The organism is Thermotoga sp. Cell2, assembly GCF_000789375.1.
GTDB lineage: Bacteria > Thermotogota > Thermotogae > Thermotogales > Thermotogaceae > Thermotoga > Thermotoga petrophila.
The window spans coordinates 1,141,879-1,167,437 of the sequence record NZ_CP003409.1 but is presented as its reverse complement, the minus strand read 5'-3'; the positions used below and the strand labels follow the sequence as shown (position 1 = coordinate 1,167,437).

33 protein-coding genes and 2 tRNA genes are annotated in these 25,559 nt (G+C 46.9%); 8 read left to right on the top strand and 27 right to left on the bottom strand.

Features of this window, described 5'->3' with window-relative positions:
- Nucleotides 1-3: 3 nt before the first annotated feature.
- A complete protein-coding gene (gene nadC / locus CELL2_RS05905) occupies nt 4-825 on the top strand; it encodes a carboxylating nicotinate-nucleotide diphosphorylase (RefSeq protein ID WP_012310999.1) in 822 nt (273 codons plus the stop codon).
- On the opposite strand, the gene CELL2_RS05900 is transcribed toward nadC, so the two are convergent.
- The 22 genes from CELL2_RS05900 to CELL2_RS05800 all read right to left on the bottom strand — a co-directional run bounded on the left by CELL2_RS05900 (nt 816) and on the right by CELL2_RS05800 (nt 19,055).
- Nucleotides 816-1,151: a YaaR family protein gene (locus CELL2_RS05900; protein ID WP_241208635.1), complete on the bottom strand. Its 336-nt coding sequence runs from the start codon at nt 1,149-1,151 to the stop codon at nt 816-818. The genes nadC and CELL2_RS05900 overlap by 10 nt on opposite strands.
- Complete coding sequence (locus tag CELL2_RS09810) at nt 1,148-1,273, bottom strand: hypothetical protein (RefSeq protein ID WP_256380504.1); 126 nt, start codon at nt 1,271-1,273, stop codon at nt 1,148-1,150. Before CELL2_RS09810 ends, CELL2_RS05900 begins: the two co-directional genes overlap by 4 nt.
- Nucleotides 1,270-1,926: a hypothetical protein gene (locus tag CELL2_RS05895; RefSeq protein WP_012896366.1), complete on the bottom strand. Its 657-nt coding sequence runs from the start codon at nt 1,924-1,926 to the stop codon at nt 1,270-1,272. Before CELL2_RS05895 ends, CELL2_RS09810 begins: the two co-directional genes overlap by 4 nt.
- Entirely contained in the window at nt 1,910-2,506 is a 597-nt protein-coding gene (yqeK, locus tag CELL2_RS05890) for a bis(5'-nucleosyl)-tetraphosphatase (symmetrical) YqeK (RefSeq protein WP_038033059.1), read from the bottom strand. The genes CELL2_RS05895 and yqeK overlap by 17 nt, the downstream gene beginning before the upstream one ends.
- Complete coding sequence (locus CELL2_RS05885) at nt 2,507-2,788, bottom strand: DUF503 domain-containing protein (RefSeq protein WP_004082152.1); 282 nt, start codon at nt 2,786-2,788, stop codon at nt 2,507-2,509. It lies immediately after the preceding gene.
- A 14-nt stretch (nt 2,789-2,802) separates the two neighbouring features.
- The gene (locus CELL2_RS05880; protein ID WP_038033060.1) at nt 2,803-4,071 is read right to left on the bottom strand and encodes an alpha-amylase family glycosyl hydrolase; all 1,269 of its coding nucleotides are present in this window, start codon (nt 4,069-4,071) and stop codon (nt 2,803-2,805) included.
- 1 nt (nt 4,072) lies between these two features.
- Nucleotides 4,073-6,124, bottom strand: a complete 2,052-nt coding sequence (gene fusA, locus CELL2_RS05875; protein ID WP_012896363.1) for an elongation factor G — start codon at nt 6,122-6,124, stop codon at nt 4,073-4,075.
- Complete coding sequence (locus CELL2_RS05870) at nt 6,124-7,785, bottom strand: phosphodiester glycosidase family protein (protein WP_012310993.1); 1,662 nt, start codon at nt 7,783-7,785, stop codon at nt 6,124-6,126. Before CELL2_RS05870 ends, fusA begins: the two co-directional genes overlap by 1 nt.
- Nucleotides 7,782-9,086, bottom strand: a complete 1,305-nt coding sequence (locus tag CELL2_RS05865) for a pyrimidine-nucleoside phosphorylase (RefSeq protein ID WP_038033061.1) — start codon at nt 9,084-9,086, stop codon at nt 7,782-7,784. The genes CELL2_RS05870 and CELL2_RS05865 overlap by 4 nt, the downstream gene beginning before the upstream one ends.
- Before the next feature lie 4 nt (nt 9,087-9,090).
- On the bottom strand, nt 9,091-10,329 hold the full coding sequence (locus CELL2_RS05860; RefSeq protein ID WP_038033062.1) for a cell wall metabolism sensor histidine kinase WalK: 1,239 nt from the start codon (nt 10,327-10,329) through the stop codon (nt 9,091-9,093).
- A 3-nt stretch (nt 10,330-10,332) separates the two neighbouring features.
- Nucleotides 10,333-11,052: a response regulator transcription factor gene (locus CELL2_RS05855; protein WP_011943665.1), complete on the bottom strand. Its 720-nt coding sequence runs from the start codon at nt 11,050-11,052 to the stop codon at nt 10,333-10,335.
- Between the two features lie 60 nt (nt 11,053-11,112).
- Nucleotides 11,113-11,775, bottom strand: coding sequence for a hypothetical protein (locus tag CELL2_RS05850; protein ID WP_004082166.1), 663 nt, complete (start codon nt 11,773-11,775; stop codon nt 11,113-11,115).
- Nucleotides 11,776-11,843: 68 nt separating this feature from the next.
- A complete protein-coding gene (gene rpsT / locus CELL2_RS05845) occupies nt 11,844-12,134 on the bottom strand; it encodes a 30S ribosomal protein S20 (protein WP_038033063.1) in 291 nt (96 codons plus the stop codon).
- A gap of 15 nt (nt 12,135-12,149) precedes the next feature.
- Nucleotides 12,150-13,337, bottom strand: coding sequence for a methionine adenosyltransferase (metK, locus tag CELL2_RS05840; RefSeq protein WP_004082170.1), 1,188 nt, complete (start codon nt 13,335-13,337; stop codon nt 12,150-12,152).
- A 72-nt stretch (nt 13,338-13,409) separates the two neighbouring features.
- On the bottom strand, nt 13,410-13,736 hold the full coding sequence (locus CELL2_RS05835; protein WP_011943663.1) for a hypothetical protein: 327 nt from the start codon (nt 13,734-13,736) through the stop codon (nt 13,410-13,412).
- A gap of 4 nt (nt 13,737-13,740) precedes the next feature.
- Entirely contained in the window at nt 13,741-14,712 is a 972-nt protein-coding gene (locus CELL2_RS05830) for a M23 family metallopeptidase (protein ID WP_004082174.1), read from the bottom strand.
- Between the two features lie 13 nt (nt 14,713-14,725).
- Complete coding sequence (gene def / locus CELL2_RS05825) at nt 14,726-15,220, bottom strand: peptide deformylase (RefSeq protein ID WP_004082176.1); 495 nt, start codon at nt 15,218-15,220, stop codon at nt 14,726-14,728.
- Nucleotides 15,220-15,963 (bottom strand): 5'/3'-nucleotidase SurE, encoded by a 744-nt coding sequence (gene surE / locus CELL2_RS05820; RefSeq protein WP_038033064.1) that lies wholly within the window; start codon nt 15,961-15,963, stop codon nt 15,220-15,222. The genes def and surE overlap by 1 nt, the downstream gene beginning before the upstream one ends.
- Nucleotides 15,923-16,702 (bottom strand): energy-coupling factor ABC transporter ATP-binding protein EcfA1, encoded by a 780-nt coding sequence (ecfA1, locus tag CELL2_RS05815; protein WP_004082181.1) that lies wholly within the window; start codon nt 16,700-16,702, stop codon nt 15,923-15,925. The genes surE and ecfA1 overlap by 41 nt, the downstream gene beginning before the upstream one ends.
- Nucleotides 16,683-17,315: a class I SAM-dependent methyltransferase gene (locus CELL2_RS05810; protein WP_004082182.1), complete on the bottom strand. Its 633-nt coding sequence runs from the start codon at nt 17,313-17,315 to the stop codon at nt 16,683-16,685. Before CELL2_RS05810 ends, ecfA1 begins: the two co-directional genes overlap by 20 nt.
- Nucleotides 17,308-17,859 (bottom strand): HAMP domain-containing sensor histidine kinase, encoded by a 552-nt coding sequence (locus CELL2_RS05805; RefSeq protein WP_004082183.1) that lies wholly within the window; start codon nt 17,857-17,859, stop codon nt 17,308-17,310. Before CELL2_RS05805 ends, CELL2_RS05810 begins: the two co-directional genes overlap by 8 nt.
- A 5-nt stretch (nt 17,860-17,864) precedes the next feature.
- Nucleotides 17,865-19,055, bottom strand: a complete 1,191-nt coding sequence (locus CELL2_RS05800) for a M20 family metallo-hydrolase (protein WP_038033065.1) — start codon at nt 19,053-19,055, stop codon at nt 17,865-17,867.
- A gap of 104 nt (nt 19,056-19,159) precedes the next feature.
- Between CELL2_RS05800 and xylA the strand changes: the two genes are divergently transcribed.
- Together xylA and CELL2_RS05790 are read left to right on the top strand one after the other, a co-directional pair.
- A complete protein-coding gene (gene xylA, locus CELL2_RS05795) occupies nt 19,160-20,494 on the top strand; it encodes a xylose isomerase (RefSeq protein WP_038033066.1) in 1,335 nt (444 codons plus the stop codon).
- Nucleotides 20,494-20,985, top strand: a complete 492-nt coding sequence (locus tag CELL2_RS05790; protein WP_012896351.1) for a DUF192 domain-containing protein — start codon at nt 20,494-20,496, stop codon at nt 20,983-20,985. Before xylA ends, CELL2_RS05790 begins: the two co-directional genes overlap by 1 nt.
- Here CELL2_RS05790 and CELL2_RS05785 read toward each other — a convergent pair whose 3' ends face one another.
- The 3 genes from CELL2_RS05785 to CELL2_RS05780 form a co-directional block, all read right to left on the bottom strand.
- A complete protein-coding gene (locus CELL2_RS05785) occupies nt 20,986-21,342 on the bottom strand; it encodes a hypothetical protein (protein ID WP_200877802.1) in 357 nt (118 codons plus the stop codon). It abuts the gene before it with no gap.
- Nucleotides 21,339-21,479: a hypothetical protein gene (locus CELL2_RS09365; RefSeq protein WP_155810312.1), complete on the bottom strand. Its 141-nt coding sequence runs from the start codon at nt 21,477-21,479 to the stop codon at nt 21,339-21,341. The genes CELL2_RS05785 and CELL2_RS09365 overlap by 4 nt, the downstream gene beginning before the upstream one ends.
- Nucleotides 21,480-21,656: 177 nt before the next feature.
- Nucleotides 21,657-21,731, bottom strand: a tRNA-Glu gene (locus tag CELL2_RS05780).
- Nucleotides 21,732-21,899: 168 nt separating this feature from the next.
- Between CELL2_RS05780 and CELL2_RS05775 the strand changes: the two genes are divergently transcribed.
- A tRNA-Pro gene (locus CELL2_RS05775) sits at nt 21,900-21,976 on the top strand.
- A 31-nt stretch (nt 21,977-22,007) separates the two neighbouring features.
- On the opposite strand, the gene CELL2_RS05770 is transcribed toward CELL2_RS05775, so the two are convergent.
- Nucleotides 22,008-22,268 carry a FlhB-like flagellar biosynthesis protein gene (locus CELL2_RS05770; protein WP_011943653.1) on the bottom strand — a complete coding sequence of 87 codons (261 nt, stop codon included), beginning with the start codon at nt 22,266-22,268 and terminating at the stop codon, nt 22,008-22,010.
- Nucleotides 22,255-23,412 (bottom strand): hypothetical protein, encoded by a 1,158-nt coding sequence (locus CELL2_RS05765; RefSeq protein WP_038033067.1) that lies wholly within the window; start codon nt 23,410-23,412, stop codon nt 22,255-22,257. The genes CELL2_RS05770 and CELL2_RS05765 overlap by 14 nt, the downstream gene beginning before the upstream one ends.
- A 62-nt stretch (nt 23,413-23,474) precedes the next feature.
- On the opposite strand from CELL2_RS05765, the gene CELL2_RS05760 reads away from it, so the two are divergent.
- From CELL2_RS05760 to CELL2_RS05750, 4 genes are read left to right on the top strand one after another with little or no spacing between them, the layout of a single operon-like run.
- Entirely contained in the window at nt 23,475-24,188 is a 714-nt protein-coding gene (locus CELL2_RS05760; protein ID WP_011943651.1) for a YdcF family protein, read from the top strand.
- Nucleotides 24,189-24,192: 4 nt separating this feature from the next.
- The gene (locus CELL2_RS09805) at nt 24,193-24,465 is read left to right on the top strand and encodes a DUF996 domain-containing protein (RefSeq protein ID WP_011943650.1); all 273 of its coding nucleotides are present in this window, start codon (nt 24,193-24,195) and stop codon (nt 24,463-24,465) included.
- Nucleotides 24,466-24,515: 50 nt separating this feature from the next.
- Nucleotides 24,516-24,698, top strand: coding sequence for a DUF996 domain-containing protein (locus CELL2_RS09800; RefSeq protein WP_011943649.1), 183 nt, complete (start codon nt 24,516-24,518; stop codon nt 24,696-24,698).
- 21 nt (nt 24,699-24,719) lie between these two features.
- Entirely contained in the window at nt 24,720-25,553 is an 834-nt protein-coding gene (locus tag CELL2_RS05750; RefSeq protein WP_038033068.1) for a hypothetical protein, read from the top strand.
- Nucleotides 25,554-25,559 lie beyond the last annotated feature (6 nt).

Here is a 25,559-nt window from a genome sequence, read left to right as displayed (position 1 = left end):
ATGATGGAGAAAATTCTCGACCTTTTGATGAGTTTTGTCAAAGAAGATGAAGGAAAACTTGACCTCGCTTCCTTTCCGCTTCGAAACACAACTACCAGCGCTCATCTTCTTTTGAAAGCGGAAAACGTGGTTGCCTCTGGTATAGAGGTTTCTCGAATGTTCCTGGAAAAAATGGGATTGCTTTCAAAATTTCGTGTGGAAGATGGAGAGTACCTGGAAAAAGCAGGTGTGATAGGAGAGATAGAAGGCAACACCTACAAGCTTTTGGTCGCGGAAAGAACTCTCCTCAACGTTCTCTCCGTTATGTTTTCTGTGGCTACAACAACAAGAAGGTTCGCCGAAAAACTCAAACACGCAAAGATAGCAGCGACGAGGAAGACCCTGCCCGGTCTGGGAGTTCTTCAAAAGATCGCTGTGGTGCACGGAGGAGGAGATCCCCACAGGCTCGATCTGAGCGGATGTGTGATGATAAAAGACAACCATCTGAAGATGTACGGCAGTGTCGAACGGGCTGTTCAGGAGGTCAGAAAGATAATACCCTTCACCACAAAAATAGAAGTCGAAGTGGAAAATCTGGAGGATGCACTGAGAGCGGTTGAAGCTGGAGCGGATATTGTCATGCTGGACAATCTCTCTCCCGAAGAAGTGAAGGACATATCCAGGAGAATAAAAGATATCAATCCTAACGTGATCGTGGAAGTGTCCGGTGGAATCACGGAAGAGAACGTTTCTCTCTATGACTTTGAAACAGTCGATGTGATCTCCTCGAGTAGGCTGACACTACAGGAAGTGTTCGTGGATCTCTCACTCGAGATTCAGCGGTAGAGGTTGAGGATCAGGCCGTTTATCTCTTCTATCCTGGCGGCCAAATTTATGGTCGGCCGCTCGTTTTTCATGATTTTCTCCGTGAGATCCATCAGTTTTTCGTTCACTTCTTCGACTACCACGTGGAGCCTTGCACGACCGCTGTTCATATCGAAACTTCCAGCCAGTTTGTAGATTTTCTTTTCTATGAGTTTCAAGAACTCCTTTATAGCGTTTTTGTATCTCTTCAAGTTGGAAGGAGTGGGAGAGCGCACGAGCTCGTTTCCTGAGTCGATCACTTCCTCCACAGCTTCTTCGAGGAGTTTTTCGAAGTGATCCTCTTTCACATCTTCCAGAATATCGAAAAACTCCTTTTTTTCGACTCACCAATTCTGGAAGCCTTTCCGGATTTTTTACCCTTCACTTCCTGGTTCTTCAGAGACTCTCCACCGAGGGGATCTATCCTCACCTTTTCATCTCCTCGGAGATGGCCTTGAGTTTCTCCGAGTCCAGATACAGTCTCTCGTACTTCTTGCCTTGAACTTCTATCAAAATGGGCTTTTCCGTCACCGTCGGCGCTTCGAAAACGTCTACGGCGTAGTTCGAGATCTTCTCAAAGAACTTGTAGAGAGAGAACCTGTTCAGATTGTTGAAACCGAACTTCTTCAACCAGCTTCCAACGAAGAGAAAGTCGAAGAACTTCAGCTTTCTTTTGGAGAACTCTTTAACGAAGTCCGGAAAACTCTCACACTGCTTTCCGAGAAGATTTTGGCAGAGTTTTAGAAATTCCTCTTCAGACATAACGGAGTAGAAGGCTCTTTCGGCTTTTACTTCCAGAAGGTTCTCCATCTTCTCGAGATCGCTCAGAGGCCTTTCAGAAATGATTGCTTCTCTTCTTTCGGGATTAAAGGATTCCTTTGGAAAAGAAACGACGAAGACCATCCTCTTCGAATCGTCTATTCTCACGAAGTAGCTATTGTCTCCCACTCTGAAGAGATAGTGAACCTCCGCTGCTCTGTAATCCGAAGAGGTGAGGAACGACCTGTAGTAAAGGAACAAAACAGCAGTAAGAGCAACAGCAATCAGCACAACTACCAGTACGATTTTACTCGACCTCTTCATCGACGAGACCTCCTCTTCTCATAAGAATGCTGTTCCACAGTTCAACGGTCTCCGGGATCAACAGGTAGTTCTTCCCGACCGCGTAAAAGATCTTGTTTTTCAAAACCTGAAAGAATCCTTCTTCCAGGTTCCTGAAAGCGATCCTTCGAAGCTCATCCACCCCTGGAAAGTCACGTGTGAATTCCAGAGAATCGGCTATGAACAGAATCTTTCCCACTGTCCTGAAACTAACATGTCCTGAAGTGTGATAGGCTACCGCGTTTAGAACTTCTTCGTCTTCCACATTGAAGCGCCTTTTCAAGAACTCCGCTGCCACCTTTCCGTGCAGAAGAACGGGGTGTGTTCTCTCCAGTTCCGAAATCTTCAGACCATAAGCTTGGGCCATTTTCAAAAGCTTCCTTGGTGGAACGTCTCTGAAGAGGTCGTGAGAGAGAGCCGCCAGTTCTATTTTATTTGAATCCGCACCGTACATTTCTCCCAGTTTCCTCGAAAATTCCACCACCGATCGCACGTGATTGATCCTCTTTCTTGAAAGAAGCCTCTCCATGATGCTTTCAAGCTCGTTCGTTATCACGACCATTCACCACACCTCTCTTTCGATCTCTTCCACTTCCATTCCCGGATAAAGATCCAGATAATCGATGATCGAATCGAAAACTCTCTCAATAACGGCTCTGTCAGTGTTCACCATGGCGATTCCTATTTCAAAGAAGCTCTTCGAATCGTGCGCTCCTACTTCAGAGATGGAGATGTTGTACTTTTTTCTCAAATCGTTCATCAGTCTCTTCAGGATTCCTCTTTTTTCTTTCAAAGATCTCACGCCGAAGAGCCTCACTCTCAGACTCACAACACCTACACTCATTCTACCACCCACTCTCAGTAGAGCACGAAAGAGAGTATCAGAGGTTCTTTTCCTATCTCAACAATCGCACGGGAATTTTTCACAGGAACTCGAACGATCTCATCGTTGAACACGTTCTTCGAATGGATACACGCGCTTTCCCAGATACCGGAGAAGTCGAGAGTTACTTTTGTGTTTTCAAGAAGGGGATTCAGCACACAGAGAATGTATCTGTTTTCGTACCTCCAGAGATAAGATATCACCTTCTCTGGTTGATCGTTTTTCACAAAAAGCATCTCTCCTTCAGTAAAAACACCGGTTCCGTATCTGTAGTGTGCGAGTTTTCTGTGAAGAATCGAAACCCTGTTCTCTTCCATGGGAAACGGTAGCGTGTACTCGTTGAATATGTCCACGTCCTCCTTGAGACCGTACTCCTGTCCGTTGTGAACGAGCGGAACTCCCTTGAAGGTGAAAAGAAAAGCTATCCAGTGGATCAATGAATCTTCTTCGATGAATTTCGCAATTCTCGGTTGGTCGTGGTTTTCCAGAAATCTCATCTTTATGTAACCTCTGGGATAAATGTGATCCTGCATCCTCAGGAAATCCACATACTCCCTCAAACTACCTCTTCCTTCTATGAAATCCCTGAACCTGTAGTAGCCATCGTAGTCGTAGGTGATATCGAACGCCTGGTACATGTATGGATCATGTGTCTCAGAAAGCCAGATGAGTCTCTTCACAGGATCGAGTTCTTTCCTTGCCTGCAGCCAGAAGTCCAGTGGGACAAGTCCTGCTACATCGCATCTGAATCCATCGACGTCGAATTCTTCGACCCAGTACTTCATCATGTTGATCATGTACTTTCTCAGCTCTCCATTCGAATAGTCGAAATCGACTATGTCCGTCCAGTCTGGAACTTTCCTTGTGGGATTTCCATTTTCATCCCTGAGGAACCACTCGGGGTGTTTCCTGACTAAGACGTTGTCAGCTGCCGCGTGGTTCAAGACCATGTCCATCAAAACGTACATGTTCAATTCGTGAGCTCTCTTCACGAATCTTTTGAAGTCATCTTTTGTTCCTATGAAGGGATCTATCTCGTAGTAATCGCGTATGGCGTATGGAGATCCCAGAGTGCCCTTTCTTCCTTCTATTCCAGTAGGATGAATGGGCATCAACCACACCGTGTTGATGCCCATTCCTTTCAGTCTTTCAAGATCTTTTATGAGAGAATCGAATTTCTTTCCTTTTTCTCCTGGATAAGCGCGTGCAAAGGCTTCGTATATTATCAGTCTTTTGAAGTTCATCTCACTTCTCCTGTTCCTGCATCTCTCTTCTTCTCTCTTCGATGATCTTCTCCTGTATGTTCGGAGGCACTATTTCGTACCTCTGGAACCTCATTGTGAAGTATCCTCTACCGCTTGTAATGGAAGAAAGTTTGCTGGAAAAGTCGAGCATCTCAGCGAGTGGGACTTCCGCTTTCACCTTTACCATGCCTTTTCCAGACGGCTCCATTCCGAGGGGTCTTCCCCTTCTACTGGAGATCTCTCCCATCACGTCTCCTGCGTTCTCTTCCGGAACGAAGACCTCAACCTCCATTATGGGTTCCAGGATGACGGGTTTTGCCGCTTCCATTCCTTTTTTGAAGGCCTGAATGGCGGCTATCTGGAACGAGATGTCCGAAGAGTCCACTTCATGGTAAGAACCATCAAAGAGTATGACTCTGACATCTGTCACAGGGTATCCTGCCAGAACTCCTTTCTTCATGGCTTCTCTGATACCCTTATCGACAGATGGTATGAAGTTTCTCGGGATCACTCCGCCAACGATCTTGTCAACGAATTCGTATCCTTGTCCCCTTGGAAGAGGCTCCAGCTGTATCTTCACGTGACCGTACTGACCGTGTCCACCAGTCTGTTTCTTGTGCTTGTGTTCGGCAACAGCGGTTGTCGTGATCGTCTCTCTGTAGGCGATCTTCGGCTTTCCAACTTCCACATCGACACCGAAGATCTTCTTCAATCTCTCTATCATGACGTCAAGGTGCATCGCACCAAGACCGGAAACGACGGTTTCTCCTGTTTCAGAATCGTATTCCCACACGAACGTTGGATCGGAATCTGAAAGTCTCGAAAGTCCATTGCTGATCTTGTCGATATCGGACTTCGATTTTGGATGAACAGACCTGGAGAACATGGGTTCCGGGAAAGCAGGAGGCACTATCTTCACCCTTCTATCTCTGTGTGCGAGTGTTTCTCCAACAGCACCTTCTTTGAGCTTCAGAAGAACAACGATCTCACCGGGACCAGCGGATTCAACTTCCTTCTGCTGTTTGAGAATTGGAACATAAATGTGCCCTAATTTCTCCGAGACATCCTTCTGAACATTCACAATGGTGTCACCAGATCTGAGAACTCCTGCGATAACTTTAGCAAAGGTGATTCTTCCAACGAACTGGTCAACCACGGATTTGAAAATGTAAGCACAGAACGGCTCTTCTTCAGAGAACTTCACTTCTATCTCCGTTCCATCCTCCAGGAGCGCCTTGTACGAAGGAGCTTCCTCGGGAGAAACGCCTATGTCTCCCAGATAATCGAGAAGAAGATCCAATCCTATTCCTTTCAATGCGGATCCCGAAAGTACAGGCACGATTTCTCCCTTTTTGTAACTCTCCCTGAGTACCCTCATGAGCTCATCGTATCCGATCTCTTCACCGTCGAGATACCTCATCATCAACTCTTCATCCTGTTCCACGATATCTTCGAGAATCTCTGATCTCATATCGTTGAAATTCTCCGGCATGTCTTCTTCCTGAACTTTATCTCCATCGTACCTGTAGACTTTTTTCTTCAAAAGATCCACGACACCTTCGAAGTTTTCAGCCGCACCGATTGGAACAACCACCGGGACGATCTTTCTGGAGAACCTCTCTTTCAGTTCTGCCACTACATTCTCAAAATTGGCTCTCTCTTTATCCATCTGGTTGACGAAAACTATGATGGGTTTTTTCATCTCATCCGCCATGTTCCATGTTCTTTCGGTCTGTATTTCCACACCGGCAACGGCGTTCACCACGGAGATGATGTTTTCAGAAACGAAAATCCCGTTTATAACCTCCGATATGAAATCCGAGAATCCAGGGGTATCTATCAGATACACCTTTTTGCCTTTCCATTCAAGGGACGCCACGTGTGAGGAGAAACTGGCTCCTTTTTCCTCTTCTACAGGATCGTAATCCACGTACTTTGTATCTGCTTTGTCAATCAGACCTGATTTGTAAAGAATCTGCGCGAGAAGGAGAGATTTACCCGATCCGTTGTGTCCTATCAAAGTAGCCGAACGCACATTCTGAAGTCCTCCCATCACTCACCCACCTCCGTCTTCTTTTTCTCCCAGACTACGATTCCCACAGGTATCGCGGCTGTGCTGTTCTCCGTCCTGCCAAAGAGACTGCCAGCCACTGCCATTACGGAGGAGCTTCCCCCATCTACACACATGGCGTCTTCGAACCCCCTGGAAACGAGAAAATCCACGAGTTCATCATAAGTCAATCCCCTCGTTATATGATTATAACCTTCGAAGACAAGAAACCAAAGCTTTCCATCTTTTGTGGCAATAACCGTCCTTGGAGCCTTCGCGTACGCTATTCCACCACCGTACCTTGCCTTCTCTTCCAAGGCATCTGGAATCGGGGCACCGTTCTGAATGAGAAGAGGACCTCCTTCAACTGCTTGCTTTATACGCAGCGGAATGTTTGGCTGAAGAGATATATACACTTCGTCTCCTTCTTTGAGATCAGAAAGGTATTCTTCGTACTTCTTGCTAATAGAAACAACATACTCAGAATTTTCCGCGTGGCTTTTGTATCCAATTTGCGATACTTTGTTGTCTTTCACCACGAAGTAGATTTTGTCGTCTTTCTTTGGTATTTCTTTGGAGAATTCCTTTGTATAAACGAGGACTTCACCTTCTCCGAGGGTGTTTATTCCCTTCACGAGAAAGAGGACATCCTTCACCATGAGTGTGACATCCACTATAACCCTTCCTATGAACACCTCGTTGTCCTCGGTGATGGCAAAAACCGGTCTTCCGCTGAACATGGCAGAATACGGTTTCCCATCTATAACAACAAGACCGATGGGGAACTTTGTGATCGGGTCGAAGTAGTTGCCGTTTATCCCGGCGATACCTCCCACTCTTTTCACCATTTCGTCGAGCCGCTCGATGGTCCCAAAACCGTTTTCCACCACAACCGGTTTTATCGTTACCTTCTCTGGATCCATTATGAGATAATTGACAACTGTCTTCTCACCCTCGTCGAATTCTTCGATTTTCCTTTCGAAGACTACTCCATCTGCGACCTCCTGTCTTCCAAAGAAACCTTCGACGAGGAGAAACCGGAAAAGCAGTTTTCCATCCCCAATGGAGTACTCCACGTCTGGATAAAAGTTTCCCACATCTACAACAAACGAGAGACCATTTTTCTCAAGTTCAACCTTTATGTCTTCAGAAACATTTGGAAGACTCACCACGACAGGAGACAGATTTATTCTAACTTTTCCCATGCTTTTCTCTACACTCACCATATCCGGTACGATCGTTCCCGTGTATGTTATCGTAACTCCATTTTTTTCCTTCGCCGCTGAAAGCACGATCGGAAGGGAATCGTAGATCAGAACCTTCTCACCTTTCGTGTACACCTGATAGCCTTCCATCACCTTTTTTAAGGCATCGATAGGCACGAAAAGAAGGCCATCTGCGAAGATCGGAGGGGAGAGCTTTTCCACAAAATCAAAAATCGTCTCATGCTCTTTTATGAAGAGCACGTGGTTGTCGTAGACGATGTAGTGGTAGCCGTTCGAATGTATGTAACCAACTCCGGCAGGTGCGAGATCTTCGGCGCACACATAATAAATCCCTTCACTGAAGACGGTTCTCAACGGAAAAGCCTTTCCACCGCTGATCAGGTAAGAACCAAAAACGACACTTGCGAAGATCAAAAGAACCAGAATTATTTGCTTCATTTGATCACCTCTTCAACAACTCTGGGTGGTTCTGAAGGAGAGTCAGAGATCACATACGCTTCTCTCAGAAGTTTCAGAGCGCTTTCAACATCACTCCTGTCTGACACAAAGAGTCTCGCTATCGTCTCTCCCTTTTTCACAGAGTCGCCGAGCTTTTTCTCAACGATGATTCCAACACTATGATCGATTCGATCTTCTTTCTTCTTCCTTCCCGCTCCGAGCAACATCGACGCAGCCCCCACTTTCTCCGCGTCTATCTTTGAAACATAGCCCTCTCTCTCTGCAGAGAAATCCACCACCTGTCCCGCAACCGGGAGCACTCTCCAAGGGTCGTCCACCACTCTTTCGTCTCCTCCCTGAGCTTTGACGAGAAGCCGAAACTTATCCAGAGCCTCTCCTGTTTCTAGTTTTTTCCGCAAGATTTTCTTTCCCTCTTCAAAATTCGCCACTCCAGCGAGTTCCAGCATGAGAGCTCCCAGAGTAAGCGACAGTTCCTTCAAATCCTCAGGGCCATTTCCTTTCAGGGTTTCTATCGCCTCTATCACTTCCAAGGAATTTCCAACAGCCCTTCCGAGGGGTTGATCCATATTCGAGAGAACAGCGGCCGCTTTTTTCCCATGTTGCTGGGCTATTCTGAGCATGAGAAAGGCGAGTTTTTTCGCATCTTCGAATCCCTTCATGAAAGCACCTGTTCCGAACTTCACGTCCAGAACGAAGGCATCGCTCCCGCCAGCGAGTTTTTTGCTCATGATACTGGAAGCGATCAGAGAAATCTCGTCAACGGTTGCCGTTGCGTCGCGGAGTGCGTATATCTTCTTGTCGGCGGGAACAAGATTCCCCGTCTGCCCTACAATCGCTATTCCATACTTTTTAACGTTTTCGATGAATTCTTCAAGGGAAAGTTCTGTTCGAAATCCAGGGATCGACTCCAATTTGTCGATGGTTCCTCCTGTGTGACCCAGGGCCCTTCCAGACATCTTGGCAACAGGTACCCCAGCAGAAGCCACAAGAGGTGCAACAACCAAGGTTGTTTTGTCACCAACTCCCCCCGTCGAGTGCTTGTCCACCTTCGTTCCCGGTATTTCCGATAGGTCGAGCACCTCTCCCGATCTCATCATCGTTTCTGTGAAGTAGTAAGTTTCTTCTTCGTCGAGGTGGCGAAAGTAAACAGCCATCAAAAAAGCTGCCATCTGGTAGTCCGGAATCTCACCTTTCACGTATCCACCAACCATGAACTCTATTTCTTCTCTCGAAAGCTTCTCCCCGTTTCTCTTCTTGAGTATCACATCGTAAGCTCTCACTTTTTCACCCTCTTTTCGGCAGGAAAACTCTCATCACCGTTCCCTGGTTGATCTCACTCTCAACCTCTATCTTTCCTCCATGCTTGTCAACGATCGTTTTCACTATCGTGAGACCCAAACCTGTTCCGCCCATCTTTCTGGAACGCGCTTTATCAACTCTGTAGAACTTTTCGAAGATTCTGCTCTGGGATTCCTTAGGTATTCCAGGTCCCGTGTCTTCTACCTCAACAACCACCCAGTCCGGTGTATCGTAGGCCCTCACCCAGACCTTCTTTTCTCCTTTTTCCTTCAAAGATGTGTATTTAACAGCGTTGTCCACAAGATTCAGGAGCATCTGAATCAGCCTTTCTTTGTTTCCCTTAACCACAACATCCTCGCATTCAACGATGAGATCCACTTCGTTCTCCTCAGCTGTTGGCTGTATGATTTTGTAAACGTATTCTACCACTTCACACAGATCCACATCTTTCATTTCAAAATTGACTTCACTTTCTTCCATTTTCTCAAGGTCGAGAAGATCGTTGATGAGGCGTGTCATTCGAGCGGATTCTTCCTCTATGATCTTCAAAAACCTTTTGACCAGTTCTTTGTCCTCCAGATCATCTTCAAGGAGCGTTTCCGCATAACCGTGGATGGAAGTGAGGGGAGTTCTGAGTTCGTGTGAAACTGTGGCTATGAATTCTCTTCTCATCTCGTCGAGCTTTCTTTCCTTGGTCACATCGTGGAAGAGAATGACAAAGATTTTGTCGCCGCTCTTCAGCTCGACGGGTATCACCTTCACATGGAAGTATTTCTTTTCGTTACCAACATAGGTAACGAGAGTTCCTTCCTGCGGTTCTTCACTTTTGATGGTCTCTTCCACCATCTCGTTTATGTAGTAATCTTCAAATATTTCGTAATAAGGCCTTCCTTCGGGATTGATCCTGCCCTGCACAAGTTCACGGGCAATTTCGTTCAAAAACGTGATCTTCCCCTCTCGATCCAGAATGAATATGGGTTCACTGAGGCTGCTCAAAATCGTGAGGAAGTTGTCTCTGTTCACCTCAACACGCGAAATTGTTTCTTTCAGATTGTCTACGTACTTTTTCAGTCTCTCGAAAAGATAAAGCGGGGGAACGTCCTTTTCCCCCAGCATATCTGACAGCTTTTCGATGAAGATTCTGTACTCAGATAGGCGCTTCCTGAACACCAAAAAGAGCAGGACGAATAGAACAGCTACTACGACAAACAGGAAAATACTCATTGATCAGTCTTCCTTTCCGGGATCCCTGAATTTGTATCCCTTTCCTCTCACAGTGATTATGTATTTCGGATTCGAAGGATCTTCTTCTATCTTCGTTCTCAGCCTTCTTATGTGAACATCTACAGTTCTCGTATCTCCGTAATAATCGTATCCCCAGAGTTTATCAAGGAGAACATCCCTGCTGAAAACTTTTCCTTCGTTTTCCGCGAGGAATCGGAGCAGTTCAAATTCGAGAGGAGTGAGGTTCACTTTTTTCCCTCTCACTTTCACTTCGTACTTTTCCACATCGATTTCAAGATCCTTGGCTATGATCTTCTTAGGCCTTTCTTCCTTGCTCTGAGTAGCGGTGGAAAGCCTTCTGAATATAGCCTTCACCCTCGCAAGAAGCTCTCTCACGCTGAACGGCTTGGTGATGTAGTCGTCCGCACCGAGCTCCAGCCCAAGCACCTTGTCGAATTCTTCTCCCTTCGCGCTCAGGAAGATCACGGGGGTGTTCTTGTATTTCTCTATAGCCCTGATCTTCCTGACCAGCTCGAAACCGTCAATTCCAGGAAGCATGATATCCACTATGAACATATCCACATCCTCGTCGTTGGCAATTTTGAGTGCTTCTTCTCCATCGTAAGCCTTGAGCACCTCGTATCCTTCTTTGGAAAGGTTGTATCCTACCAGCTCGAGAATTGCCGGGTCGTCGTCAACCACCAGAATCTTCTTTTTCGCCATCTTCGATCCCCCGAGGGGGTACACCTCCTTTCAGATCTGGTTTCTATACTATTTTAACATTTACGAACTAGTTTTTTGATAGGATCTTTTCCTGAAAGTGAACCATGCAGAAAGAAACAGAAAGAGCAGAAAAAGAGACACGTAGAAGAAGATCATCATCTTGTTCGCAAAGAGAGATTCCGGTTTAAACTCCACACCAAAGAGTCCGGAAAGGTAGAACAAAACCAGCACTGAAAAAATCGCAGCACCCACCACAACTGAGAGGATTCTCGCAAATTCTTTTTCCTTGCGGTAAGCAGTCAATCCAGCTAAAAGTCCAATGAAAACGGAAAGTCCAAACGTTATCCAGTTCATGTACTGAACACTTTGAAGGTTAAAAGAACTCACCAGAAAGTTTATAACGTAGTAAGCGACGAAGGTCACGGTGACGAGAGCAGCGAGGAACACCAGGTATCTGTACAGAACGTAAAGCACAACTGCGGTTAAAACACCTGTTGCCACCAGTACAACAACCTTCACATTCTCATTCGTGAGATAGGATTTGAGAAATTCGATATTCGAAAGAAGAGGAAACACGAAGTTGATACCGATTACAAAACCGATCACCGCAAAAGCTATGTGTTCAACATACCTGGCAGCGAACATGAGAAAAAGAGCGGCGGGTAGGGAAAAATACCAGTTTTTAATAATCAACCTGAAGAAATCCCCTATCAACCCCTCCACGCACAATCCCTCCCTTTAAAATCAGAAATGCCCCGCAAGGGGGCCAGCTTTCAAAAACAGCAAGAAATTCACTCCTGAATTGTTTCGAGAGTTCTCAGGTATTCGTTCACCTTCTCGAAAAGTCTCGCTTTTCTTCTCGCACCCTGATTCTTGTGGATGACTCCCTTGGAAACGGCTTTGTCTATGGCAGCCTGCGCTTTCCTGGTGAGTTCAAGAACGACTTCTTTCGGTTCTTTGTTCTCGATAGCTTTGAGAACCTCTTTTATTCTGTTCTTGAAGAAAGTCTTGTAAGCCTTGTTTCTGAGTCTTCTCTTTTCAGAAACTCTGACCCTTTTCTTTGCAGATTTGATATTCGGCACTACTTGATCCCTCCCTTACATATTGAAAGCTCTTTTCAACTCATCTACCATGTCGAGTTTCTCCCATGTGAATTCCTCTTCGTTCCTTCCAAAGTGACCGTAGGCGGCTGTTTTCCTGTAAATAGGTCTCAAAAGATTCAGTTTCTTTATGATCGCACCCGGTCTGAAATCGAACAGTTCAGTGATCACCTTGAGAAGTTTGTCTTCATCCACCTTCGCGGTTCCATACGTGTCGATCATTATGGAAACGGGTTTCGCGACACCTATAGCGTAAGAAAGCTGTATGAGGAACTTGTCCGCAAGACCTGCAGCCACAACGTTCTTCGCTACATATCTTGCCATATAGTGAGCCGATCTGTCAACCTTTGTGGGATCTTTTCCGCTGAACGCCCCTCCGCCGTGGGGTACCCAACCACCGTAAGTGTCAACGATGATCTTTCTCCCTGTGAGCCCCGTGTCGGCCATGGGACCTCCAAGAACGAATCTTCCTGTTGGATTCACCAGTATCTTCATTTTGTCGTCCCTGTACTGTTCTGGAATCACAGGATTTATGACGTGTTCTATTATCGCCTCTCTCAGATCTGCCTGGGAGATATCCGGATCGTGCTGAGTTGAAATAAGCACTGTGTCGACACGGACTGGTTTGTCGTCCTCGTATTCTATGGTCACCTGTGTCTTTCCATCTGGCCTGAGGAAAGGAAGAGTCCCGTTCTTTCTGACCTCAGCGAGTCTCATGGCGAGTTTGTGGGCGAGAGTTATGGGAAGGGGCATGTACTCAGGGGTTTCGTTGGTGGCGTAGCCGAACATGATTCCCTGGTCGCCAGCTCCGAGCGCCTCGAACTCGTCAGCCACTTCCTCTCCTGTTTTGACCTCGAGCGCCTTGTCTACACCGAGAGCTATGTCAGGAGACTGACTGTGGATGCTGGTGAGCACTCCGCAGGTTTCCCCATCGAATCCGTACTTCGCCCTCGTGTATCCTATCTCCAGAATGGTCTTTCTCGCTATATCGGGGATCTCAACATAAGCTCTGGTGGTAACCTCTCCCGCGATGATGACAAGCCCTGTTGTTACGAGTGTTTCAACGGCAACCCTGCTCCTTGGATCCTGCTCGAGCATGGCGTCGAGTATGGCGTCGGAAATCTGGTCGGCGATTTTGTCCGGATGCCCTTCTGTTACGCTCTCGCTGGTGAAAAGTCTTCTCATCTCCCATCCTCCTTTCGCTGATCTTATAACAGCCTTGATAGTTTATCACAATCTTTCTTAAAAAAGGTTACATCATTGTTTTTGCGATTCTTCAAATTCTTCTCGGGTTATAAAAGTTCCACCCTCCAGAGAAACAGACACCGGTTTATAAGAAGACGTGAAGGTCGCAACAAGATGTATCTTGTTGGGACATTTTGAACCCACATAGAGCTTGTCTATCTTGTAAGGAACGCCCGGGTTATCGTAATCCACGATGAAATCGTACCCCGTTCTCAGATGACTTCTGAAGACTTCCCCACATCTGTCACATTTTATGTAAATTACAAGAGCCCCTTTTTCCCTGTAAAACGGATTTTTGTTCAGGTCTTTCTTTTTTTTCCCAAAAAACAGAAAGAGCATGATTTCACCTCCGCTGCAGGTAGAAAGAAAATTCCTTCTTCATGCCCCAGATATCTTCAATAACGACTGTGTATTTGGCAAAATCTGGGGCTTTTCCCAATTCGGGAAATTTGTTCACCTTTATCATCGAAGAAAACGTTTCGGGGAACAATTTGTACCAGAGCTCAAACCTGTACGCGGCCGAAACGGACTTCCTATCGTACACTCCCCAGACGTTTGTGAACTCGGACCAGGGAATCTGATCGAAAGAGATCTGATAGATCTCTTCACCTTCCAAAAGGAGTGAGATCTTCTTGAGTCCTAACGTGTTGTTGAACCCTTTCGAATAGGCTTTGATCGCAAGATCCGGGAAATTTCCACTGAACGGGTACGTCCTCCCCTCGACGAAATCGTACACACTGTCTCCTATCTTTATTTTTTCCAGAACAATATCCTCATCCACGGGTTTTGGAAGGTTCAAGAAAGTCGAAGGGTCGTAGGAAACTTCCTCGTTCCTGTCTCTTATCTCGAAGTGTGCGTGGGGAATGGGTGCCTCTCCTGTGGTTCCTGAGTATCCGACGACTTCACCTTTTTCGAACCAGATCTCTTTCTCAGGGAAGTTCACGACGATCCTCACATTCCCGAACTCTTGTTTCAAAGAACTCGCTACCGTTTCCAGTTTTTTCGAGAATCTGCTCAGATGGGCGTAGAGCGTTCTGTATCCATTCTCGTGTTCCAGAACCACTGTGTAGCCGTATATATCGTCCTCGTCTATTTCGATTCTGACGAGCCAGCCTCTCTCGGAGGCGTATATGGGAACTCCTTCTTTCAATCCCGTAGAAAAGTCGATTCCCATGTGAAAATGAGGTCCTCTGTTTCCACTCCCTCTGTACTCACCGAAAGTTGCCGAAACCCTTGGAGAATCAACGGGTGCGGAGAACGAAAACACAACCGCGGAGAACACCATCAAGGAAATCAAAAGCAACCACCTTTTCACGTCTCTTCCCTCCTCATCTCTTAACGGTTCTTGCTATGTCCATGAGTTTCTTTCTGAGCAAAAGGCGCTTCGCTGGACTGATTCGATCGATGATCAAAACTCCGTTCAGATGATCGAACTCGTGCTGAAAAACCCTTGCAGCGTAACCTTCCAGTTCTTCTTCCACGTATTCTCCCCTTGTGTTCTGGTATTTGACCTTTATTCTTTTGCTCCTTTCTATCTCGACGAAGATCTCGGGAAAGCTGAGGCACCCCTCTTCTGCTACTTCAGTTTCTGGATCGATTTCAAGAATCTCCGGATTTATCACGGCAACCGGACCATTTCCAACGTCCATGACGAAGAACCTCTGAGATATTCCAACCTGCGGTGCCGCGAGTCCCACACCGTCGTAGTGATACATCGTCTCTATCATTCTTTCTATGGTCTTTTTCAGGTTCTCGTCGAACTTTGTAACGGGTTTTGCCCTCTTTCTCAAGACGGGATCTCCAAAGACTCTTATTCTGTACATCAGTCGTACACCTCCCTTAACTTCTTCAGACACTGTTCGTTCGTGAGAAAGGGATGTATCGGAGTGATGGAGACGTACCCTTCTCTAACCGCCTTGTAGTCAACATCGTCTCTATCGTCGTCTTCGATGACCTCTCCCATCATCCAGTAGTACTTCTCCCCAAAGGGTGAGACTCTCTCTTCGAAGTAATCGTTCCACCTTCTTCTGCTCTGCCTTGTGAATCTCCATCCCTTTATCTCACCAGCAGGTACGTTTATGTTCAGCATGGTGAAAGGATCGAGGAGTGAGAAGTCGAATTCTTTCAGAAAGTCGATCAAAAAACGTGCCGCTCCTTCGAAATCGGGACTCTCGTAGTTAGCACTCGATATGGCAATCGAAGGAATGTTCATCATGGCACCTTCCATCGCACCCGAGACCGTCCCAGAGTAGAGAATATCCATGCCCATGTTGGGCCCCCTGTTCACACCACTCACGATGAGATCGACCCTTTTATCCATGACCACGTTGTAGGCGAGTTTCACACAGTCCGCGGGCGTTCCTGTGGTGGAGTACGCAACCACCCTCTCTGAGATGAAAACCTTCTTCATCCAGAGCGGAACGTGTATGGTGATGCTGTGACCAGTTGCGCTCCTTTCTTTATCTGGAGCCACCACGAAAACCTCGTGTTCCTCGGAAAGAAGCTCTGCGAGGACGATGATCCCCTTAGACTGTATCCCGTCGTCGTTGGTTACCAGAATTCTCATACCGATCCTCCCACAGGTTTATCTTCCCACATTTCTTCCAGAGTTTCCACTTGAAAGGAATCTCCACATCGTCGAACTCTCTCTCCACGAATTCCTCCCAGCTTCCACAGAAATCGATTGTACCATTCGAGATGTGGAGTATGAAGTCCATATCATCCAGATACTCCAGCTCGTGTGTTACCAGTATTATTCCCTTTCCTTCATTCTTGAGGCTCTCGAGCACCTGAAATATCTCCCTCTGAGAGGGAGGGTCCAGCATGGAAACCGGTTCATCTAAAGCGAGAAAGCGTGTATCCCGAGCGAGCATCGAGGCAATCGCAAGCCTCTGTTTCTGGCCTCCTGAAAGGTTCAGCGGGTCTTCCTTTTCGAGACCGGAGAGTCCCACCAGTTCCAGGACCTTCTTTATTCTCTTTCTCATTTCGCTCTCGTCGAGCCCCATTATCTCCAGCGAAAAGGCCACGTCCTCCTCCACGGTGGCACCTATGATCTGTGAAGACGGATTCTGGAAGACGTAGCCCACGTTCTTTCTCAAAAGAAACGGATCCGCTGGTGAACCGTCCAGGAAAATCTCTCCCTCGGCTTCCAGGAGTCCTGCGAGGATCTTCAAAAGGGTGGTCTTCCCGGAGCCGTTTTTTCCCACCACAACGTAGATCTTCCCCGTTTCGAACTCGGCGTTCACGTCCTTCAAAACGTAGTCTCCGTTGTATCTGAAGGAAACGCTATTCAGCGTTATCTTCATCTTCTTTCAATCCTTTCACGGACCTGTAAACCCTTATTCCACCGGTTTTGCAGAGCTCCTCCACGTTCCCGAAAACCTCTTTCATGAAATCTCTGATCCTTCTGCCACCTTTGTTGTGGTAAGCGACGATCTGAAGGCTTCCGCCTTCTTCAAGGAACTCGGGGGCACTCTTCACTATTTCCATCCAGACTTTCTTTCCTGCAACGATCGGAGGATTACACACGATCATGTCGAACTTCATATCTTCCCACGGCTCGTAGAGATTCCCCCACCTTATATCGACTTCGACGTTGTGGTCCTTCGCGTTTATCTTGGCGAATTCCACTGCGCGCTTGTTTATGTCGCTCATGTAAACTTCAAGATCTGGATATTCTTTTTTCAAAACGATTCCTATCACACCGTAGCCGCATCCAAGATCGAGCACCTTCTTTCCGTGAACTTTCAGGTTTTCAAGGAGCACCTGCGTGGCTTTGTCTATCTTTCCGTAAGAATACACACCGGAAGGCGTTTTGAAAATGTATTCATGGCCGTTTTTCAAAACGAGTCTCGCTTCTCTGACCTTCAGCTTCGATGTGGGTTCCACCGTGTAGTAGTGTTCGAATTTTTCACTCATTGTTTTCACCTCCTTTCAATTCTCTCTCAAGACTCTCCAGAGTTTCGAAGAGAAAAACCGCAAAACTGGGGCTCTCCGGGTCCCAGAGTCCTTTCTCCCTCAGTTCGATGGTATTTATCTCATAACCGTCTCCATTCTTCTTTCTGATGATGTACCAGTTCACATCGGGATCAGAAAGAATGAGACTCGCGAGTGCTCCGGCTACGTCCCCAACCGGCTGGCAATCCACACTTTTCAGATTGAACCGCGCTTCTACTTTCGTTCCCTTTCCTCTTTCTGTGTGTAATTTAACGAATCCTCCCGTCTGTTCCGCGGCCTGTTTCAAAAATGGAAGACCGAGCCCCACTTTTCTCAGCCTGGGATCCCTTGTGGTGAAGAAGGGATCGAACACCCTCTCTGGATTCTCTATCCCCGGTCCGTCGTCTTCCACGACGAAACTGAACCATTCATCGGTCTCTTCTATCTCTATCTTTATATTCTTTGCTCCCGCTTTCACGGCGTTTTGCGCGACATCCATGAGGTGATCGGCGATCGTTCTGAGCAATCGATTCACCTCTCAGTTCCGAGAAGTGCGAACACCTTCGCATCTTCCACCATGTGCGATATCCTTCGGTACTCGTTGGGCTGATGAGCAGTCCCGTCTATTGTGCTCCAGACGACAGCGGGCCAGCCTTTCTTTCTGAAGAACGCGGCGCAGGTGCCTCCACCTATACCTCCCACTTTCGCTTCCAGCCCTCTTAGACTTCTCAAAACATCGGAAAGTTTCACCACGAGTTCCGAATCGGGTGGAGTTGGCTTGGGTGCGGGCTGTTTCACAACGACCTCCAGCTCTGCACCTCTTCCGTCTAGAATCGACTCGATGGTGGACAGCACTTCGTTGAGATCGTAGCGGGGCAGAACCCTGCAGTCAAAGTAAAAAACGAACCTGCCGGGAACGGTGTTCACGTTGTCCACAGTTTTTTCAGCTCGAGTGGGTTCGAACGTGCTGAGCGGTTCATCGAAGAGTTCGTCTATATCGGAGTATTTCCTGTGAAGCGCTTCATCTATCTCCGCTATGAGATACACACCTTTTCTGAGAGCGTTCTCCGTTGTCCTCGGTCTTGAAGCGTGTCCCTGTTTTCCGTTCACCGTCACTTTGAACCACAGGATACTCTTCTCTGCGATCTCGATGAAGTCTCCCTTTTCGTTTCCGGCATCCGGGACCAGGAACATGTCTTCTGGGCTGAACAACCCTTTTTCTATCAGATATTGGATTCCATATCCGCTTCCTGCCTCCTCGTCGGCGACGAGCGCAAGACCGAAGTTGTACTCAGGAGTGATACCAAGGTCGATGAGGACCTTCCCAGCGTATATGGAGGCTATCATGGAACCTCCGTTGTCTTCGGCTCCCCTACCGTAAACCTTCCCGTCTTTCACAACGGGCACGAAAGGATCCGTCTCCCACAAAGAGAGATCTCCCGGTGGTACGGTATCGATGTGAGTCACGATCCAAAGCGTTTTTTCTCTGTTTCTTCCTGGAATCTTTGCTACAACGTTCGATCGCCATATGCCCCTATCGTCTTTCACATCGTAGCGTTCGACCTCGAAACCGAAATCCCTGAGGAGACCTTCGAGCCAGTCGGCCTTTTCTTTCTCTCCTGGGCCTCCAAAGGCGGGATTCACCGAATTGATGGAGATGAATTTTTTCAGGGACTCCACCATTTCTTCTCCGAGTTCTTCTATTCTTTTTGTGATCTCCATTGAAAACACCTCCCAGATTCAAGTATATCCTAAAAAAATATTTGAAATGATACCCCAAGATTGTATATAATTGATTGATAGAAAAAATTTAGGGAGGTGTTTACATGATGGAATTTTTCCCAGAAATCCCAAAGATTCAGTTTGAAGGCAAGGAAAGCACGAATCCGCTGGCGTTCAAGTTCTACGATCCGAACGAGGTGATCGATGGAAAGCCTCTCAAGGATCACCTGAAGTTTTCCGTCGCCTTCTGGCACACCTTCGTGAACGAGGGAAGAGATCCGTTTGGAGATCCAACCGCTGAACGCCCATGGAACAGGTTCTCCGATCCCATGGACAAAGCTTTTGCGAGGGTGGACGCTCTCTTCGAGTTCTGCGAAAAGCTCAACATCGAGTACTTCTGTTTCCACGACAGAGACATCGCTCCCGAAGGAAAAACGCTCAGAGAGACAAACAAGATACTGGACAAAGTGGTGGAAAGAATAAAGGAAAGAATGAAGGACAGCAACGTGAAACTCCTCTGGGGAACGGCGAATCTGTTCTCCCATCCGAGGTACATGCACGGCGCCGCGACGACCTGCAGTGCGGATGTCTTTGCCTACGCGGCAGCCCAGGTGAAGAAAGCCCTCGAGATCACAAAAGAACTAGGAGGAGAAGGCTACGTCTTCTGGGGTGGAAGAGAAGGCTATGAAACTCTTCTCAACACAGATCTCGGGCTGGAACTCGAAAATCTCGCGAGATTTCTCAGAATGGCAGTAGAGTACGCAAAGAAGATCGGCTTCACCGGACAGTTCCTCATAGAACCCAAGCCGAAAGAACCCACCAAGCACCAGTACGATTTCGATGTGGCAACGGCCTACGCTTTCCTGAAGAACCACGGCCTTGATGAGTACTTCAAGTTCAACATCGAAGCGAACCACGCGACGCTTGCCGGCCACACCTTCCAGCACGAACTGAGGATGGCAAGGATCCTCGGAAAACTCGGAAGCATCGACGCCAACCAGGGAGATCTCCTGCTCGGCTGGGACACCGACCAGTTCCCAACGAACATCTACGACACAACACTTGCCATGTACGAAGTGATAAAAGCAGGAGGATTCACAAAAGGTGGCCTCAACTTCGACGCGAAGGTGAGGAGGGCTTCCTACAAGGTAGAAGATCTCTTCATCGGTCACATCGCAGGAATGGACACCTTCGCTCTCGGCTTCAAAATAGCGTACAAACTCGTAAAAGACGGAGTATTCGACAAGTTCATCGAGGAAAAATACAGAAGCTTCAAAGAAGGTATTGGAAAAGAGATCGTAGAAGGAAAAACCGATTTCGAAAAACTCGAAGAGTATATAATAGACAAAGAAGATATCGAACTTCCATCTGGAAAGCAGGAGTACCTCGAAAGCCTGCTCAACAGCTACATAGTGAAGACAATAGCAGAACTGAGGTGATGTGGGGTTTGAGACCCCTTTTCTTGAGACTTCAAAAGTTTCTTCTGCCGCTTCTGATCACGATCGGAATAGTTGTTTTAGTCGTTGCATCCGGACAGAGCGACAGGGTGAAGTTCCCAAAAGGAAAAATTGTGATCACAGATGGTGAAAAGTCACTCAAACTGGATGTGGAGATAGCAAACACCCCTACTCTTCGCTCCATTGGTCTGATGTACAGAAAGAGCATCCCGGACGATTTCGGGATGCTCTTTGTCTTTGAAGAGGACACCCGCTCGGGTTTCTGGATGAAGAACACGTACGTTCCCCTTGAGATCGCTTTCATAGACAGAAACGGTGTCATATTCTCCATTCAGGAGATGGAGCCGTGCAGAGAGGAACCCTGCAAGATCTACTACGCACCAGGCCCTTTCAGGTACGCTCTCGAGGTGAAGAAAGGCTTCTTTGAAAGGCACAGATTCGGCGTGGGAAGCAGGGTTTCAATAGAGAAATGATCACAATATGGGCTGTGTCTTTGGGTACAGTCTAACTTCGGTTCCTTCACTTGTATGTACGATGTCCAGCGAGAAGAAGTAGTACTTTCCATCCACCGATATCATCGGCCACTGAACCACCGTGGTCGTTTCATCCTCCGTCGTGCACTTCAGAGAAAGGAAATAGGTCTTGTCGACGAAATCTGGTTTGTTGTTAAGGAGAAATGGGATGAACTTTGTGTTGTATTCTGTTATTCCCTCGATTTCGATCGATGTGACGGTTGCAGGCATAAAGAAACTTACCTGAAACACATAGTAGAGATACTGCCAGCCTTCTGCCAACACGAGTTGTTCGAAATCACTTGGAATGTAGATCATAGAGGAGGCACCTTTATTTCAAACGAAGATGTGTTGCTTATCACCGCTTGAAGCTGATTGACGAGTCCCCTCGCCGCTTCTGAAAGCGTGTCAGCTTCCTGTGTTCCGCTGAGAAGATCAAACAGGCCAGAAAACACACTTTCTTTTCCATGATCATCCCCCTGTCATTGAATGAAGTTTTAATGTTGTATTATATTAAAATTTCGTCTGAAAAAGCAAGGTGTTTTTTGAGAATCGCTGGAAAGCAGAAAGATACCAGTTAAAACAAAAACAGGGATGCCTTTGGCATCCCTTTACACTTCTGCTATTTCATCTGGCAGCCCCACGGGGAATCGAACCCCGACCTCCGGACTGAGAATCCGGCGGACTGGCCGTTATCCTATGGGGCCATCCAAGGGTAATTTTAAACCATATCAGAAAGAAAATCAAGTGGGGGAGTTAAACTTTTCCAGATACCACCACATCTGACAGCTCTACAAAAGATCAAATCCCGATCTCCAGACTGAAAATCCATAAGGGTTGAAATCTTCACATCCTGTGATAAAATATAAAAACGGCGGGGCGTGGCGCAGGTGGCTAGCGCGCTTGCATGGGGCGCAAGAGGTCGCTGGTTCAAGTCCAGTCGCCCCGACCACGCAGAGGTCCCCACGTTCGGGGACCTCTTTTCATTTGTCGTATCTTTTCAGAAAGGCGTATATCTCAGCGATTACAAGGTACATCTCTTCAGGAATCTCTGAGAAAAGATCAAGTCTCAAAAGATCGTCTATGATATCCGGCCTTTCTTCTATTGGTATGCCATACCTTTTGGCCACCTCGATTATCCTTTCTGCAACTTCACCCACACCCTTTGCCACAACCTCAGGTGCACTCGTTCTGGAGGGATCGTATTTCAAAGCCACTGCTTTTTTTATCTCATCCGTATGCATTGAATCCCTCCCAGTTCATGGGATCTTTTCTCAAAAAGAAGACGTGCGCGATCAATCCCAATCTTTCGAATTCCTTCTGAAGCTCTTCGCTGTGAGCAGACAATTCCTCCGAATTCTTTTCAGCGTAGAATTTCACCGAAAGGGATCTGCCTTCCAAAATCACGTCGGCAACGACCCTGCCGAACCGCACAGAGTTAACAACAAGGATCACTCTATTGTTTTCTTTCTCCCACCACATTTCCTGAATGCCGAAAGAAGGCATCGAAGCGAACCTGACGTTTTTTTCCAGAAGGCTGTTCAAAAGAAAGACGGCATCTAAGAGGTCATCGTCCACCAGTTTTTCAGGTCTTGGGAGGAGTTCTTTGTCTGGAAGTTCAAACTCCATCATTTCTCTGTCTTTCCAGATGAGGACCCAGCCGTTTTCTCTTTTCTCAACCGCTACTTTGTCGTTCACAAAATCTTCAAAGAAGGTCAGATCCGGCCCCTCCTTGAGTTTGAATTCGACAAACGGAAAGTTTCTCCTTCTGAAAACAACAATCTGGTACTTTCCAGAGAAAGGCAGTGCCATGTAGTTCTTACCTACGAATCCCTTAGAGAGCGGTTCATTCACCTGATAGACATCGTACTCTTCGGTGGAAAAGATGGGTCTTTTCAAAGTGAATGTTCTTCTGAGAGCCTCTTCATTTATATTCCGATTGATTGGAAAGTTCTTTTGAACGTACTCAAAGAAGCTCTTGACGGAAAACCTGATTCGAAAGCTGGAAGGTCCTGACTCGAAAACCTCAGGAAGAGATTTCATTATGATCTTCTTTTCTTCATCGTTCATCTTGAGGAATCGAGATGGAACGAGGTACTTCATGAACAACTTCACGAAGTGAACGTACTTCTTATCAAACCCGCGGGAAATGTCGTGCAAGAACTCCAGAAGACCCGGCACTTTGAGAACCTTGAGGGAGAGTTCTTCATCGAAGCGCGCCAGGAGCTTCGCTTTGAGCTCCTTTCCGGTCATAACCTTGTTGTTCCAGACTCTCACACTCTCTCCCGGCTTCGGTGCCTTACCGTTTATCTCGAGGATGAGGATGCTGTTTTTCCTCGAGAGAACGAGTACGTTGCTGTATCTTCCCAGGACTTTCCAGACGTCCATTCTTCATCCTCCCCCTATGATTATCGACAGTCGTTTAAAATCATAAACGTGGAGGTGGAAGGATGTTCCTTCAAAAAATCATCGGAGCATTTCTGGTAACACCCGGTCTTTTCATACTCCTGTTGATCGTGGGGAGTTTCTTTTTCAAAAAAGCAAGATGGTTCCTCTTGGCTTTGGCAGTGACCGCGTATCTTTTCAGCAGTTACGTGGGGGAGTTTCTCTTTCTCTGGTCTCTCGAGAAAAACCTCGATGTTCCTGCAACGCTTCCAAACGATGCTGTGATCGTTGTTCTCGGTGGTGGTGTGGAAAGAAACACGAAGGCGGGTGACAACCTCAGCGATGCCACTCTGAGAAGGCTTCTGACAGGTGTACAGATCTACCAGAAGACAAAAATGCCTATACTCGTAACCGGTGGTAGCCTAACCGGGCTGAGGCCGGAAGCGATGATAATGAAAGACTACCTTGTTTCGCTGGGTGTTCCCGAGGAGAAGATCACCGTTGAAGACAGATCGAGAAACACGTACGAAAACGCCTTTTTCACGAGGGAAAAAATAGGAGATGTGCCCATCATTCTGGTAACCGATTCGATTCACATGAGAAGGGCTGTTTCCACTTTCAAAAGTTTTTTCCAGAGTGTAACACCGTACCCCGCTGGATTCTACTTTGGAGATCCGGAGTTCGTAGATTTCCTTCCGAATGCCACCTCTTTCTATCTGAATTCACGGGCCATCTACGAGTGGATCGGTCTTGTCTGGTACAATTTCAGGTGGAGGTGATACGATGAATCTTTCCACTGCGAAAACGTTAGCGGGGGTAGGGATGATATTCAAACTGTTCGGTGCGGTGCCAGTGGTAGGGTGGATCTTTTCTCTTGTGGGGCTCATACTGTTTCTCATCGGCATATACAACATTTCACAGCAAGTGGGGGAAAGAAGAATCTTCAACTACCTCTTGATACCCGCTGTTTTGCTGTTGATCGTTTCTGTGATCTTCTCTGTTTCACTCGTTGCTTCACTCTTCGCGGGCGGTCTGTTCGCTGGTGGTGTGACTTAGCCGGCTTCGTAACCATCGTTGTTCTTGGAATAATAGCCCTCGTTTACAAGGTGAAAGCCTACAGGATGCTCGCCGAGAGTTTGAAAATCTCAGTCTTCAACACCACCGCGTCTTTCTACAAATGGGGAGCGATCCTTCTTGTTGTTTTCGGGGTGGGTTTCATACTCATGTTCGTGGGTGATATTCTCGCGATAGTTGGCTTTTTCTCAAAACCATCCGAAGAAGCGGCTTGAAAAAACTCGGGGGGATGATTTTTGTATCTGAAACGTTACAAATGGATTTTCTTAGTCGTCGCAATGCTCATTTTCTTTGGAGTGGCTTTTGTTCAAATCCACTACCAGAAGAAACTGGAAGACTATCAACTCGAGGTTTTCAAAACTATCGTTCAGCGGTCTGTAGATCTCGTATCGAGTGGATACTTTCAGTGGACAGAACTGAAAGAAGCGATAGAAAAAAACGATGAAGAATTCAACGAAGAAGCCTTTGAGGAAATAAAGTCTTTAGATCCACACATCAAAGAAATAAAGATCCTTAATCAACCCCCGAGTTTCGAAGAAGAATACTACAGAGTGGAATCGGATGGGGAAAGACTCTGGGCACTGTTCAAAATATACGACAGCATGGGGGAAGAAATGATAGCTGACAGGACAGCGTATGTAGAATGGGATGTGGCCAGTATTTTGAACTCAATCGGTGCTTCTGTGGAGTTTCGAAAGGGAGGAAAGAAGACGTTCTGGGGTTTAGAGTACAAGAGTAAGCCCGGCAATAAATGGTTTGCAGCTTCTTTCTGGAGTTCACTTGGAGGACTCGCAATTATACTCATCATTCGCTCCATTTTTGTGAGGTCTATTTTGAAGTTTCACTATGAAACAGAAGGGCTCGAAAGACTGATCAAAATTATCGACAAGAAAGATCACTACACAGCCCTTCACCCGGAATACACTTCGAGAATCGCTGTTCTCTTAGGAAAGAAATTGGGACTTAACAAGAAAGAACTGAAAGAGCTTGGAATAGCAGGCCGACTCCATGACAGAACCCCAACCACGCAAGCTATCCCCCTTCAGGGGGATAGTAAGTGGTTGTTGTAGTTCAAC